A 14,308-nucleotide genomic window follows, 5' to 3' on the forward strand; every position below is an offset into this window, starting at 1 on the left:
AATCCCCCTCCAGGCCGTGATTTTTGCGTATACTGATGTTTTGTTTTACTTCACGGGGAAGAACGTCTGTCGTGGAAATTTCTTTTGGGCGCGCGTTGTGGCGCAATTTTTTAGGCCAGTCTCCCGACTGGTACAAGCTGATACTTCTGGTGTTCCTGGTTGTTAATCCTCTCATCTTTATTGTGCACCCGTTTATTGCCGGGTGGCTGCTGGTCGCGGAGTTTATCTTCACCCTGGCCATGGCGCTGAAGTGCTATCCCCTGCTGCCTGGCGGTTTGCTGGCCATTGAAGCGGTTGTCATTGGCATGACCAGCGCCGAGCATGTAAAAGCAGAACTGGCCTCAAACCTTGAAGTGCTTCTGCTGCTGATGTTTATGGTGGCCGGCATCTACTTTATGAAACAGCTGCTGCTGTTTATTTTTACCCGCCTGCTGCTGAGCATTCCTTCAAAAACGCTTTTGTCGCTGGCTTTCTGCGTGGCTGCAGCATTTCTTTCAGCCTTCCTGGATGCGCTGACGGTGGTCGCCGTGGTGATAAGCGTCGCGGTCGGGTTTTATGGTATTTATCACCGGGTGGCCTCTTCACGTCCCGGCGATGACCTGCTTGATGACAGCCAGGTCGATAATGACCACCGCGAGGTGCTGGAACAGTTCCGCGCCTTCCTGCGCAGCCTGATGATGCATGCCGGCGTCGGGACCGCCCTGGGCGGCGTGATGACGATGGTGGGTGAACCGCAAAACCTGATTATTGCTAAAGCTGCGGGCTGGCATTTCGGTGATTTCTTCCTGCGAATGGCACCGGTGAGCATACCGGTTCTGGTGTGCGGTCTGGCGACCTGTGTAGTCGTGGAGAAATTCAGCCTCTTTGGCTATGGTGCGCATATTCCGGCGCCCGTGCGTCAGGAGCTGCAGAAATTCGACCAGCAAAGCCGTAGCCAGCGGACGCGTCAGGAGACGCTACGTCTTATTGCACAGGGCGTCATTGGCGTCTGGCTTATCGCCGCGCTGGCGTTTCATCTTGCCGAAGTCGGTTTAATTGGCCTGTCGGTGATTATTCTCGCCACCAGTTTTACCGGCGTGACGGATGAGCATGCGATTGGCAAAGCGTTTACGGAAGCCCTGCCCTTTACCGCCCTGCTGGCCGTCTTTTTTGCGGTCGTCGCGGTGATCATCGACCAGAAACTTTTCGCGCCGATCATTACCTTTGTCTTGCAGGCGGCACCGGATGCTCAGCTTTCGCTGTTTTATCTGTTTAACGGGCTGCTGTCGTCTATCTCGGATAACGTGTTTGTTGGCACGGTCTATATCAACGAGGCCAAAACGGCCATGGAGCAAGGCGTCATCAGCGCCGGACAGTTCGAACTGCTGGCGGTGGCAATTAACACCGGGACCAACCTGCCGTCGGTGGCGACGCCCAACGGTCAGGCGGCGTTCCTGTTCCTGCTGACCTCTGCGCTGGCTCCACTCATACGTCTTTCTTATGGGCGAATGGTCTGGATGGCGCTTCCCTATACGCTGGTGCTCACGCTTGTAGGATTGCTTTGCGTCAAAATTACCCTTATTCCCTGTACGCAATGGTTGATACAAGCGGGTATACTTGCCGCGCAGTAAACCTGATATATCGGGCAGCTTGCTGCCCGTTTACCTTTTCGCACGATAAACATCCAATTACGTTTTATTTCGTCAGGTACAGGTGGCGCGAAAAACGAATTCGTTTACACTGCGCTTTCTAAGCATGTTCCAGGGAAATGATTATGTTGAGATTTTTAAACCAGTGCTCTCGCGGTCGCGGAGCGTGGTTGTTAATGGCCCTGACCGCCTTTGCGCTGGAAATGGTCGCGCTGTGGTTCCAGCATGTGATGGGACTTCAGCCTTGCGTACTCTGTATTTACGAACGCTGTGCATTGTTCGGCATTATGGGTGCGGGTCTGGTGGGTGCGATTGCCCCTAAATCGCCGTTACGCTATGCCGCAATTGCCATCTGGCTGTACAGCGCCTGGAAAGGTATTGAGCTCTCCTGGCAGCACACCATGATGCAACTGCATCCGTCACCTTTTATGACCTGTGATTTCGCCGCCCGCTTCCCGAGCTGGCTGCCGCTTGATAAATGGCTGCCGCAGGTGTTTGTTGCTTCCGGTGACTGCTCTGTGCGCCAGTGGGAATTCCTGAGCCTTGAGATGCCGCAGTGGCTGGTGGGGATTTTTGTGGCCTACTTCATTGTGGCGCTGCTGGTGCTCATCGCACAACCGTTCAAACCCAAGAAACGCGACCTGTTTGGCAGGTAAAAAAAACCCGCCTCGGCGGGTTTTTTCTTATCCACGGTTGGGATGATTCATGATGTGATCTTCCCAGTCCTGCACCTCTGACTCTTTCACCGCAATATGACGCACAGAGATTCGTTCACCGTGCATCGCCGCTTTGGAGCCCGTCAGCAGCGGGTGCCATTTTGGCAGGTCTTTGCCTTCCGCCAGCAGACGATAGGCGCAGGTATGCGGCAGCCATTCGAAGGTGGGCAGGTTCTCACGGGTTAGCTTGATGCAATCCGGCTCGTACTCGAAGCGACGCTCATAGTTGCGACACTGGCAGGTTTTGATGTTCAGCTGCTTGCAGGCAACGTTGGTGAAATAGATTTCGTCCGAATCTTCATCCATCAGTTTATGCAGGCAGCACTGCCCGCAACCGTCACACAACGATTCCCACTCCACGTCTGTCATTTGGTCGAGAGTTTTGCTTTGCCAGAAAGGAATGTTGTTCATCAGGATGTCCACACGTCAAAAGAGAGCGCACCTTATAACGAGTCTGGCACGTTGTTGCAAGTTTTGCCGCCCTCTTCAGGCGGCAAGATGCTTTTACAGCACGCGAGTTTTCAGTGACAGGCCGTTAAAACTGACGTCCAGTTCGTCACCGGCCTGCAGCGGGCCGACACCTTCTGGCGTACCGGTGAGGATCACATCGCCCGGTTTCAGGGTAAAGAAGCGGCTCATGTAGGCAATCAGCGGCACAATTTTATGGATCATATCTGCCGTGGTGCCCTGCTGGCGGATCTCGCCGTTAACCTTCAGGCTGAGCGGGGTGTTCTGCGGATCGTCGGTAAATTCACTTACCGGAATAAAACCGGAGATCGGGCAAGCGTTATCAAACCCTTTGGCCTTTTCCCACGGCTGCCCCGCTTTCTTCATTTTGCCCTGAACATCACGCAGGGTCAGGTCGAGCGCGACACCGTATCCGACAATCGCCTTTTGCACATGCTCTTCGGAGGCCTGACGCAGCGTCGCGCCAATCAGCACGGCCAGCTCCACTTCATGATGCACCGACCCCAACCCCTGCGGCAGCGCCAGCGGCTGGCGAATGTCGCACAGCGCGGTTTCTGGTTTGATGAACAGAACCGGCTCGTCTGGCGTCGCGCTGCCCATCTCCTGAATATGTTTGGCATAGTTACTGCCTACGCAGACCACTTTGCTGACGGGATAATCCAGTAATGCACCTTGCCAGTTATGATGTTGATACATGTACGACCCCTAAACGGTTGATGTGTTAACCCCGAAAACAGCCGGGACTATTTTTTCCCGTTCACCTCAAGATGCTGTTTTAATAAATTCTCGGGTGGTGGCGGGAGTTGTAAATAATAGCCTTGCTCCGCTAATGCGGTTTTCACTTTTTCCAGATCGGCGTTGACCAGTTTCTTACGGCCATCCAGCGGCAGCAGCATCGCCAGCTGAGGTCGGCCAAAGTTCTTCATTAATTCTTCAGGTACGCGCGAAAAATCGTCTTTCTTTTCGACATAAAGATAGGTCTGGTCACGACTTGTACTTCTGTAGATCACACAAAACATGTTTTTACTCTGAATTAATGGGTGGTTGCTTGCCTCAATATACTCCTGACTATAACATGCCTGATACTCTTCGGAATATCGCAACGGCGGTGTTGCGGTTAATAGCAAATTGAGTAAGGCCAGGATGTCAAACACGCCAATCGAGCTTAAAGGCAGTAGCTTCACCTTATCAGTGGTACATTTGCATGATGCAAAACCCGAGGTTATTCGTCAGGCGTTAGAAGACAAAATTGCGCAGGCTCCCGCTTTTCTGAAACATGCCCCCGTCGTCGTGAATGTCAGTGGTCTGGATACACCGGTTAACTGGAAACTTCTCCAGCAAGCCGTGGCCGCGACCGGGCTGCGTATCGTCGGTATCAGCGGCTGCAAAGATGCTGAGCTGAAAGCAGAAATTGACCGGGCAGGTCTGCCCATTCTGACCGAAGGCAAAGAAAAAGCCGCGCGTCCTGCCCCTGCGGCAGTCCAAACGCCCCCTCCTCCGGTGCAAAACGTTACACCTGTCACAAAAACGCGATTGATTGATGTGCCGGTTCGTTCCGGTCAGCGCATTTATGCACCAAACTGTGATCTGATTGTTACAAGCCACGTCAGCGCTGGCGCAGAGCTGATTGCAGATGGCAATATTCACGTATACGGTATGATGCGTGGGCGTGCGCTCGCGGGTGCAAGTGGTGACAGGGATGCGCAAATATTTTGTACTCATCTGACGGCGGAACTGGTGTCCATCGCAGGTGAATATTGGCTGAGTGACAAGATCCCAGCCGAATTTTATGGCAAAGCGGCTCGTCTGCGACTGGCAGACGACGCGTTGACCGTTCAACCGTTGAATTGATCCCTTTTTAACAAGGAATTTCTATGGCACGCATTATTGTTGTTACTTCGGGTAAAGGAGGCGTTGGCAAGACCACCTCCAGCGCGGCCATCGCTACTGGTTTGGCCCAGAAGGGAAAGAAAACCGTCGTTATCGATTTCGATATCGGTCTGCGTAACCTCGACCTGATCATGGGATGTGAGCGTCGCGTGGTCTATGACTTCGTGAACGTCATTCAGGGCGACGCCACACTGAACCAGGCGCTGATTAAAGACAAGCGCACCGAAAACCTCTACATCCTTCCGGCTTCTCAGACGCGTGATAAAGACGCCCTGACCCGCGAAGGCGTGGAAAAGGTGCTCGACGAGCTGAAAAAAATGGAGTTTGACTTCGTTGTCTGTGACTCCCCTGCCGGCATCGAAACGGGCGCCCTGATGGCACTCTACTTCGCTGATGAAGCCATCATCACCACCAACCCTGAAGTCTCATCCGTGCGTGACTCGGACCGTATTCTGGGAATCCTCGCCTCCAAATCGCGTCGTGCGGAAAATGGCGAAGAACCCATTAAAGAGCACCTGCTGCTGACCCGCTATAACCCGGGTCGCGTGAACAAAGGTGACATGCTTAGCATGGAAGACGTGCTGGAGATCCTGCGCATCAAACTGGTCGGCGTGATCCCGGAAGATCAATCCGTATTGCGCGCCTCTAACCAGGGCGAGCCAGTGATCCTGGATACAATGGCAGATGCAGGTAAAGCGTACGCGGATACCGTTGACCGTCTGCTGGGAGAAGAACGTCCTTTCCGCTTCATTGAAGAAGAGAAGAAAGGTTTCCTCAAACGCCTGTTCGGAGGATAAGTTATGGCATTACTGGACTTTTTTCTCTCGCGGAAAAAGAACACCGCCAACATCGCAAAAGAACGACTGCAAATCATCGTTGCGGAGCGTCGTCGTAGTGACGCCGAGCCACACTACCTGCCGCAGCTGCGTAAGGACATCCTGGAAGTGATCTGTAAGTATGTGCAGATTGACCCGGAGATGGTCACGGTGCAGCTGGAGCAAAAAGACGGGGATATCTCGATTCTGGAGCTGAACGTTACGCTCCCGGAAGCCGAAGAGTCACGTCCGTAGTTCGGGATTGTGTATCCCCGGTAAGCGTATGCCGCCGGGGAAATGTGCCGGGCATGTCAGCATGACCCGGCATTTTCATTATCGCGGATAACCTTCCAGCACCGTATTCAGGCGATCGGCCATCAATTCCCCGCGCCAGCCCGCCATCATTTCCGGCAAACCATTCTGAGGTTTCAGCTTCCAGTGCCAGTTCAGCAGCTGGTTAATCTGACGGCGTGACGCCAGCAGTTCCGCGCCCAGTTTGCTTTGCGTCGCGACGTCCTGCACCAGCGCTTTGATATCCTTGAACGCCTTGCGATAGCCCGGCATATCCATCAGATTCAGCAGTGGCTCCGGCAGTGCTTCGTCCGGCATTTCCTGCGCTTTTGCCACCAGCGCAAGCAGGGTTTTACCGTGGAAACGGATCTCGCTGCCGGAAAGCCCGATGCTGTCCAGTTCGCCCATGCTGCCCGGCATATACCGCGCGACCGCCCAGAGGTGTTCTTCGCGTACCACAAAGTTAACGGCCAGATCGCGCTCGCGTGCTTTACGCAAACGCCAGTCCGCTAACAGCTGCAGACACGCCAGCTGACGCGTACGCAGCTGCCAGGCGTTACTGATATCGCGCCAGGCCTCTTTCGGATCAACCACTTCCTGACGACGCTGCTGCGTCATTCGGCACTCATCCAGCGCGGCGGGCAACCAGCCTGACGCTTCCGCCTCTTTCATCAGTTGGCCGGCAATCGGCAGGAGGTAAAACACGTCTGCCGCCGCGTATTCCAGTTGACGCTCGGTTAATGGGCGTGCCAGCCAGTCGGTGCGGGATTCGCTTTTATCCAACGTCAGGCCCGTATACTCCTCAACCATGGCGGCAAAGCCCCATGAGAGCGGTCGATTACTGAAGGCCGCGAGGATCTGCGTATCAATCAACGGTTGTGGCATGACGCCAAAAGTATTCAGAAAGACTTCCAGATCTTCACTGCCTGCGTGCAGGTATTTCGTTACCGCAGTATCGAGCAGCAGGTCACGCATCGGCGTCCAGTCGGTAATGCCGAGCGGGTCGATCAGCGACACGTGTTTACCGTCGTACATCTGAATCAACCCCAGCTGCGGATAGTAGGTCCGGGTGCGGACAAACTCGGTATCCAGGGCAATGGCAGGAAAGTCGCGCGTCACTTCGCACAGCGAAGCCAGCTCGTCGTTGGTCGTGATCATCTGGTAATTCAAAACGGATTCTCTTTTGTTTGCGCCCATAAAAAACGCCGGCTTAACCGGCGTCTGGGCGATTAGCGTGAAGCTCAGGCCTTATTGTCTACTTTGCCACGGGCTTCGTCACGTAATTCTCGTCGTAATATCTTTCCGACATTCGATTTCGGCAGTTCCTCGCGAAACTCAACCAGCTTCGGCACCTTGTAGCCGGTCAGCTGACGACGACAGAAGGTGATCAGCGCCTCCTCCGTAAGAGAAGGATCTTTTTTGACCACAAAAATCTTCACCGCCTCGCCGCTGCTCCCGGAAGGGACGCCTACGGCAGCCACTTCGAGCACGCCGCTGTGCTGCATCACCACATCTTCGATTTCATTCGGGTAGACGTTGAAACCGGAAACCAGGATCATGTCTTTCTTACGATCGACGATACGCAGGAAGCCCTCTTCATCCATCACGGCGATATCACCGGTGTGCAGCCAGCCGTCTTTGATAATTTCATCGGTCGCATCGGGACGTTGCCAGTAGCCCAGCATCACCTGCGGCCCTTTGACACAGAGTTCGCCCGGTTCACCTGGCGCCACTTCGTTATCGTCATCATCAACCAGTTTGGCTTCGGTCGACGGAACCGGCAGGCCAATGCTTCCGCTGTGATAGTCGATATCGTGCGGGTTCACACTGACCAGCGGGGCGCACTCCGTCAGGCCATAGCCTTCCAGTAAATACTGACCCGTCAGTTTCATCCAGCGTTCGGCAACGGCCTGTTGAACCGGCATACCGCCACCCGCAGAGAGGTGCAGCGTGGAGAAATCGAGCTTCTGGAACTCTTTGTTGTTGAGCAGCGCGTTAAACAGCGTATTCACCCCGGTCATGGCGGTGAACGGATATTTCGCCAGCTCTTTCACCAGCCCCGGAATATCGCGCGGGTTTGTGATCAATACGTTTTGACCGCCCAGCTCAATAAACAGCAGACAGTTCATGGTCAGCGCGAAGATGTGATAAAGCGGAAGCGCGGTGATCACCAGCTCTTTTCCGTGGTGCAGCAACGGTCCGTAGGTGGCATTCACCTGCTCAAGGTTTGCCAGCATGTTACGGTGGGTCAGCATGGCGCCTTTAGCCACACCCGTTGTGCCGCCGGTGTACTGCAGAAACGCGAGGTCTTCTGATACCACTTCCGGTTTAACGTATTGCATACGGTAGCCCGCCTGCAGCGCACTGCGGAAGGAGATCGCGTCCGGCAGGTGGTATTTCGGCACCAGACGTTTGATGTATTTGACGACAAAGTTAACCAGTGTCCCTTTGGCGGTAGAGAGTTGATCCCCCATACGCGTCAGGATAACGTGTTTGACCTGGGTTTTGTCGACCACTTTTTCCAGCGTGTGGGCAAAGTTAGAGACAATCACAATGGCGGCGGCACCGCTGTCGTTTAGCTGATGCTCCAGCTCCCGCGGCGTATACAGCGGGTTAACGTTGACAACAATCATCCCGGCACGCAGGACACCGAACAGCGCCACCGGGTATTGCAGCAGGTTCGGCATCATCAGCGCGACGCGGTCCCCTTTTTGCAGCCCCAGCCCTTCCTGCAGATAGGCGGCGAACGCCCGACTACGCTCCTCAAGTTTACGGAACGTCATGACCTCGCCCATATTCACAAAAGCAGGCTGGTCTGCGTAACGCCTCACCGAGTGTTCAAACAATTCAACCAGGGATTGATAACGGTCAGGATTGATCTCGGCAGGAACATCTGCGGGATAACGGTTAAGCCAAACCTTCTTCAATGCATCACCTCTGAAATGAGTGTTCGTCGTCATCACAACCCCGATAATAAACAGTTTGTTAACATTATATTAACTCAGCGTACCAGTTTATTAATTGTTCAGATTTAAGGTTGCGAAGCGCGTCACTCTTTTTTTTCGTTTTATTCGTAAAAAACAGAGACAGCGGCTGAGCCGCTGTCTCTTTTCTAACAATTACAGGGAGTTACTCAGTAACGATTGTCTGAACCTGTGCAGGCCCCGGGTTATACCAGCCCCAGCCCGGGTAGCCATACCGATAAGGATGTGGACCCCACATCCACGGATCCATCGGCTGAGGTGGCATGATGACCTGCTGTGTCAGCCGCCAGCGCTTATACCCGTTGACCTGCATGGTCATAAATTTATACGGCGTGTTGCCGACTTTGCCCTCTACCGAACCGGTAATCGGGCCGACGACGGTGACCAGCTGTCCGCGAAAATCGACCGGGTCGAGAAAACCGCCAACGTCGGCATAAATACGCCCGCGGGAAGGTTCGCCAAGGATCGGCCGCGCACCGCTATCCAGCGGAACGGTGGCAATCTCCAGACGGGTTTTCCCCTGCTGGTTTTGCACCTCGATAACCTTGCCGCCAAAGCGCGCTTCCTGACCGACGTAAAGCTCAGGCGCATTCATCACGCGAACCAGATCCTGCTGTGGCGTGGGGCTGCTGCCCTTAATCGCATCAGGAACGGAAACGCATCCGCTCAGTGCTATGGCCACTGCGCCTGCCATAAAAAGGCGTACAACGTTAGTCTGAACCGCCATGATGCGACTCCTTTTTCTCAGTTCCTGTTACTGAGATTCATTCCCGGCCTGGAAGTTTCTTCCACGCGACGGTGTTTCGCAAATAAACCGGCTCCGCATGCTCAACGGCCACGGTTTTGCCCGCCTCAAGCAGTTGGCAGGCGATGGGAAGCATATCCTCTGCGGCGGGCAGAAGCATGTTGCCGTCTGTCAGCGTGATCCCGGTGCCGTTAGCCATCTCTGGCCATGCCGGCCAGCCGGTGCCTACTGTCGCCCACTCACCGGATAGCTGTTTCAGCCGCTCGGTCACCGCTTCCGGCTTGAGGACAGCCTCGGTCTCTTCACCGTGCCAGATGCCGTTTTCATCGCGGGTGTATTCTGCCCAGTAAACTTCACCCATTCGGGCGTCAATGGCCGCCAGAACGCGCGTTGCCCCGGTCATGCGCCATGCGCCCTGCGCCATGGTTGCCAGCGTGGAAACACCGATCATCGGCAGTTCTGCGCCCAGCGCCAGCCCCTGCGCAATGCCAATTCCAATGCGTACGCCCGTAAAGCTGCCGGGGCCACGGCCAAAGGCCAGTGCGTCGAGGTTGGTTAAGGTGGTGTTGCCCCGGGTTAAAATCTCTTTAACCAGAGGCAGAATGCGTTGGGTGTGTTCTCGTGGGCACTCTTCGAAATGAGCAGAGATAGCACCGTCGTTCAACAGAGCCACAGAACAGGCCTCTGTCGCGGTATCAATAGCCAGAATTCGCATCAGTCGTCGCGCTCTCGCAATGGTCAGTCACAAAATGGCGCGCATCTTAGCATACTCACGGGCAAATTACTCCGCCGTTGGGTTTGCAAGGAAGCGAACCGCGCGTTTAATGTCCCGCGTGCGCGGCGCGGGCGGCAAGCTGGCAAGGAAGGTCGCACCGTAAGGGCGCATCACCAGCCGGTTATCGCATATGACCAGCACGCCGCGGTCGTCTGTGTCGCGAATCAGGCGCCCTACCCCTTGTTTAAGGGTGATCACCGCGTCCGGTAGCTGGACCTCATCAAAAGGATCGCCGCCGCGCAAACGGCAGTCTTCCATACGTGCCTTCAGCAGCGGATCGTCCGGTGAGGTAAACGGCAGTTTATCGATGATCACCAGCGACAGGGTATCTCCCCGCACGTCCACCCCTTCCCAGAAGCTGCTGGTGGCTACCAGCAGGGCGTTACCGGCACTGACAAACTGCTGTAACAGTTGCCCTTTGCTGGTCTCGCCCTGAAGCAGAACCGGCAAAGTCATGGTGGCGCGGAACTGCTCCGCCAGATCGCGCATCATCGCGTGGGAGGTGCAGAGCATAAAACAGCGGCCGTTGTTGGCCTCGATCATCGGCCTGAGCATTGCCGCCAGCAGGCGCGCCGCGCCGGGCTGGTTAGGCAGAGGCAGATTACGCGGAACGCAGAGCAACGCCTGTGTTTCATAATCAAACGGGCTGGGCAGCAGCAGCGACTCCGCCTGCTCAATCCCCAGACGCCCGGTAAAGTGGTGTAGATCGTCATTCACCGAAAGGGTTGCCGACGTGAAGATCCAGCTTCCCGGTTTTTGCGCCATCACCTCTTTGAATTTATCCGCTACCGTCAGCGGCGTCAGGGCCAGCGTGAAATGGCGGGAGGTGCATTCATACCAGTAGCTGAACCCCGGCTGGTTTATCTCTTTCAGCCGTTTGAGGCGTGCCCGATAGAGCGTGGCGCGCTCGAAGGCGGCATCCAGCAGTGCGGAACGGCCGAGCGATAGTTTCGCCACGTCGTAACAAAGCTCAAGGGCATCATCGAGCAGCAACAGCGCGCGCTGGATATTTTTGTCTGCCAGCAGCTCACGCAGATTACCGCGATAGCCCGGCTCACCCAGTTGCAGGCGAAAATCCTGCGCACTTTGCGCCAGGCGGTCAGCACACTTCTGCAGCTGTTGGGTATCTTTTAACTCGGTGCGGTAGGCAATGGTGAAATCTTTCGCTAAGTCCTGCAGCTGGCGGCTGGAGAGCGACTGGCCAAAATACTGGCTGGCGATGTCAGGAAGCTGGTGAGCTTCATCGAAGATCATCACGTCCGCTTCCGGGATCAGTTCGCCAAAGCCGCTATCTTTAACCACCATATCGGCAAGGAAGAGATGGTGGTTGACCACCACGACATCCGCATCCATGGCGGTTTTACGCGCTTTCACCACAAAACAATCTTTATACAGCGGGCAGTCGCTCCCCAGGCAGTTGTCGTTGGTACTGGTGACCAGCGGCCAGGCGGGAGAGTCTTCCGGCACGCTCGCGCAGGTGCTGATATCCCCCTCCTCTGTCTGATTGGCCCAGGCGCGAAGAATAATGACATCGCTGAGCGTCTGCACCGGCAGATCACCTCCCGCCAGCGCCTGCTGCTCAAGCCGTTCAAGGCAGAGGTAGTTGGAGCGGCCTTTCAACAACGCCAGGCGACCTTTATACTTCAGGGCGTTGGCGACCGTGGGCAGATCGCGGCTGTAAAGCTGGTCCTGCAGCGCTTTAGACCCGGTGGAGATGATCACTTTCTTTTTAGCCCGCAGCGCTGGCGCCAGGTAGGCATAGGTTTTGCCCGTGCCGGTACCGGCTTCCACCACCAGCGGCTGCGCGGTGTCGATTGCGCGGGCCACGGCATGCGCCATCTGCCGCTGGGGTTCACGCGGTTTAAAACCGGGAATCGCCTGTGCTAACTGACCTTCTGGGGAAAAATCGTCTGCCACGTTGCTCTCTCACTGTATTTTTGCACAGGGATTATGTCAGCCCATCCTCTCCAGTGCCACCCCAAATAGTGACGAGGGGAACACAATATGGCAGTCTTGCCGACTGACATGAAAATAACGAGGAAACGTTTATGACAATTGTGCGCATTGATGCCGAAGCACGCTGGTCTGATGTGGTCATCCATAACCAGACGCTCTACTACACCGGTGTACCGGAAAATCTCGACGCAGATGCCTTCGAACAGACGGCGAATACGCTGGCGCAGATTGACGCCGTGCTGGAAAAGCAAGGCAGCGACAAATCACGCATTCTGGATGCGACCATTTTTCTTGCCAGTAAAGACGATTTTGCGGCGATGAATAAAGCCTGGGATGCCTGGGTTGTGGCGGGACATGCGCCCGTACGGTGTACCGTACAGGCGACGCTGATGAAGCCGGAATACAAAGTCGAAATTAAGATTATCGCGGCGGTTTAAGCCGGATTACTCCTCTTCATCATCCTCAAAACGCGCCACGATCCGCTCGCCGGTGTGGGTGGCGCGAAGTTCATTAGCAACTTGCGTGATCGCCTGTCCGCTGCTCATCCCCTGGGACATCAGTTCCTGAATACGCTCAACCGCTTTCTGCTGCTGGTCATGGCTCAGAGAAGGTAAACCTGCAAACATTGTCAACTCCTGCTAAATTATCCGCGCTAATTATTTCACGCTGCCCGGTAGTATGCCACACATGAACCCGTTACCCCCTACAGTCATTTCATTACCCTGGCGTTCAGACGCCGCGGAATTCTGGTTTGCCCGTCTCAGCCATCTTCCTTTTGCGATGTTGCTGCACTCCGGTTATGCGGATCATCCCTATAGCCGCTTTGATATTCTGGTCGCCGACCCTCTGCAGACCCTGATAACACAAGGGAATGTGACTACGACGGGCGAAACGCAGTCAACGGACGATCCGCTGTCATTACTTCAGCAGGCGCTGGACGCGCTGGGCTTAACCGTTCCGCAAAATCCCGACCTTCCCTTCCAGGGAGGTGCGCTGGGCTTGTTCGGCTATGATTTAGGTCGCCGCTTCGAAACCTTGCCGGAGACTGCACAGGACGACATTCCGCTGCCGGATATGGCGGTGGGGCTTTACGACTGGGCAATAATCGTCGATCACCACAAACAGGCGGTCTCTCTGCTCAGCCATCAGGATGTGTCCGCCCGGCTTGCCTGGCTTGAGGCACAGGTCCCCGTCGCGACAGCGGATTTCCACCTGACCTCTGCGTGGCGCGCCAACATGACCGCGCAGGAGTACGCCGCGAAGTTTGAGCGGGTTCAGGGCTATCTGCAGAGCGGTGATTGCTATCAGGTCAACCTTGCCCAGCGTTTTCAGGCAACCTGTGAAGGCGATGAGTGGCAGGCATTTACCCGCCTCAACGCCAGTAACCGGGCACCCTTCAGTGCATTTCTGCGCCTGGAACAGGGCGCTATCCTGAGCCTCTCGCCCGAGCGTTTTATTCATCTTGCCGATGGCACTATTCAGACACGACCGATTAAAGGCACGCTTCCCCGACTGGCCGATCCTGTTGCCGACCGCCAGCAGGCGGAAAAACTGGCGGCCTCGTTAAAAGATCGCGCTGAAAACCTGATGATTGTCGACCTCATGCGTAACGACATTGGCCGGGTCGCCGTGCCGGGAAGCGTGCGTGTCCCTGAACTGTTTGTCGTCGAGCCGTTCCCCGCGGTGCATCACCTGGTCAGCACCGTTACCGCGCAACTGCCCGCCTCGCGCACGGCCTGCGATTTGCTTCGCGCCGCGTTCCCGGGGGGCTCGATAACCGGCGCGCCTAAAGTGCGGGCAATGGAAATAATCGATGAGCTGGAACCGCATCGTCGAAACGCCTGGTGCGGCAGCATTGGCTATATCAGTCTCTGCGGTACGCTGGATACCAGCATCACCATTCGAACGCTGACCGCCTGTAACGGGAATCTGTACTGTTCCGCAGGGGGCGGAATTGTGGCTGATAGCCAGGTCGATGCGGAATATCAGGAAACCTTTGATAAAGTTAACCGTATCCTGAAACAACTGGAGTAATGACGG

16 protein-coding genes are annotated in these 14,308 nt (G+C 55.5%); 7 read left to right on the forward strand and 9 right to left on the reverse strand.

Annotation, left to right across the window (positions count from 1 at the left end; all coding sequences use genetic code 11):
* Positions 1-71 precede the first annotated feature (71 nt).
* Together nhaB and dsbB are read left to right on the forward strand one after the other, a co-directional pair.
* Positions 72-1,610: a Na(+)/H(+) antiporter NhaB gene (nhaB, locus tag ACMGG3_RS09035; protein ID WP_020883438.1), complete on the forward strand. Its 1,539-nt coding sequence runs from the start codon at positions 72-74 to the stop codon at positions 1,608-1,610.
* A gap of 143 nt (positions 1,611-1,753) precedes the next feature.
* Positions 1,754-2,284: a disulfide bond formation protein DsbB gene (dsbB, locus tag ACMGG3_RS09040; protein ID WP_020883437.1), complete on the forward strand. Its 531-nt coding sequence runs from the start codon at positions 1,754-1,756 to the stop codon at positions 2,282-2,284.
* A gap of 27 nt (positions 2,285-2,311) precedes the next feature.
* On the opposite strand, the gene ACMGG3_RS09045 is transcribed toward dsbB, so the two are convergent.
* From ACMGG3_RS09045 to ACMGG3_RS09055, 3 genes are all read right to left on the reverse strand, one after another.
* Entirely contained in the window at positions 2,312-2,755 is a 444-nt protein-coding gene (locus tag ACMGG3_RS09045; protein ID WP_020883436.1) for a YcgN family cysteine cluster protein, read from the reverse strand.
* A gap of 93 nt (positions 2,756-2,848) precedes the next feature.
* Positions 2,849-3,508, reverse strand: a complete 660-nt coding sequence (locus ACMGG3_RS09050; protein WP_277492030.1) for a fumarylacetoacetate hydrolase family protein — start codon at positions 3,506-3,508, stop codon at positions 2,849-2,851.
* Positions 3,509-3,555: 47 nt separating this feature from the next.
* The gene (locus ACMGG3_RS09055) at positions 3,556-3,831 is read right to left on the reverse strand and encodes a YcgL domain-containing protein (RefSeq protein ID WP_020883434.1); all 276 of its coding nucleotides are present in this window, start codon (positions 3,829-3,831) and stop codon (positions 3,556-3,558) included.
* 124 nt (positions 3,832-3,955) lie between these two features.
* Here ACMGG3_RS09055 and minC point away from each other — a divergent pair, with 124 nt between their 5' ends.
* From minC to minE, 3 genes are read left to right on the forward strand one after another with little or no spacing between them, the layout of a single operon-like run.
* A complete protein-coding gene (minC, locus tag ACMGG3_RS09060) occupies positions 3,956-4,663 on the forward strand; it encodes a septum site-determining protein MinC (RefSeq protein WP_193162334.1) in 708 nt (235 codons plus the stop codon).
* Between the two features lie 23 nt (positions 4,664-4,686).
* Positions 4,687-5,499 (forward strand): septum site-determining protein MinD, encoded by an 813-nt coding sequence (gene minD, locus ACMGG3_RS09065; protein ID WP_014170584.1) that lies wholly within the window; start codon positions 4,687-4,689, stop codon positions 5,497-5,499.
* Positions 5,500-5,502: 3 nt separating this feature from the next.
* Entirely contained in the window at positions 5,503-5,772 is a 270-nt protein-coding gene (minE, locus tag ACMGG3_RS09070) for a cell division topological specificity factor MinE (RefSeq protein WP_008500504.1), read from the forward strand.
* A 78-nt stretch (positions 5,773-5,850) separates the two neighbouring features.
* On the opposite strand, the gene rnd is transcribed toward minE, so the two are convergent.
* From rnd to ACMGG3_RS09095, 5 genes are all read right to left on the reverse strand, one after another.
* Positions 5,851-6,966, reverse strand: coding sequence for a ribonuclease D (gene rnd, locus ACMGG3_RS09075; protein WP_123266851.1), 1,116 nt, complete (start codon positions 6,964-6,966; stop codon positions 5,851-5,853).
* Positions 6,967-7,049: 83 nt separating this feature from the next.
* Positions 7,050-8,735, reverse strand: coding sequence for a long-chain-fatty-acid--CoA ligase FadD (gene fadD, locus ACMGG3_RS09080; RefSeq protein WP_032669980.1), 1,686 nt, complete (start codon positions 8,733-8,735; stop codon positions 7,050-7,052).
* A 202-nt stretch (positions 8,736-8,937) separates the two neighbouring features.
* A complete protein-coding gene (locus ACMGG3_RS09085; protein ID WP_014170588.1) occupies positions 8,938-9,519 on the reverse strand; it encodes a Slp family lipoprotein in 582 nt (193 codons plus the stop codon).
* Positions 9,520-9,556: 37 nt separating this feature from the next.
* Positions 9,557-10,252 (reverse strand): tRNA (adenosine(37)-N6)-threonylcarbamoyltransferase complex dimerization subunit type 1 TsaB, encoded by a 696-nt coding sequence (gene tsaB / locus ACMGG3_RS09090; protein WP_032678416.1) that lies wholly within the window; start codon positions 10,250-10,252, stop codon positions 9,557-9,559.
* Positions 10,253-10,318: 66 nt separating this feature from the next.
* The gene (locus tag ACMGG3_RS09095) at positions 10,319-12,229 is read right to left on the reverse strand and encodes an ATP-dependent DNA helicase (protein WP_020883428.1); all 1,911 of its coding nucleotides are present in this window, start codon (positions 12,227-12,229) and stop codon (positions 10,319-10,321) included.
* A gap of 131 nt (positions 12,230-12,360) precedes the next feature.
* Here ACMGG3_RS09095 and ACMGG3_RS09100 point away from each other — a divergent pair, with 131 nt between their 5' ends.
* The gene (locus ACMGG3_RS09100; protein WP_014170591.1) at positions 12,361-12,705 is read left to right on the forward strand and encodes a RidA family protein; all 345 of its coding nucleotides are present in this window, start codon (positions 12,361-12,363) and stop codon (positions 12,703-12,705) included.
* 6 nt (positions 12,706-12,711) lie between these two features.
* Here ACMGG3_RS09100 and ACMGG3_RS09105 read toward each other — a convergent pair whose 3' ends face one another.
* Positions 12,712-12,894: a YoaH family protein gene (locus ACMGG3_RS09105; RefSeq protein WP_020883426.1), complete on the reverse strand. Its 183-nt coding sequence runs from the start codon at positions 12,892-12,894 to the stop codon at positions 12,712-12,714.
* Positions 12,895-12,955: 61 nt separating this feature from the next.
* Between ACMGG3_RS09105 and pabB the strand changes: the two genes are divergently transcribed.
* Complete coding sequence (gene pabB, locus ACMGG3_RS09110) at positions 12,956-14,302, forward strand: aminodeoxychorismate synthase component 1 (protein WP_262104573.1); 1,347 nt, start codon at positions 12,956-12,958, stop codon at positions 14,300-14,302.
* Positions 14,303-14,308: the final 6 nt, after the last annotated feature.

Origin of the sequence: Enterobacter sp. BNK-18 (assembly GCF_047456135.1) — a bacterium.
In the GTDB taxonomy this organism is placed as follows: domain Bacteria; phylum Pseudomonadota; class Gammaproteobacteria; order Enterobacterales; family Enterobacteriaceae; genus Enterobacter; species Enterobacter ludwigii.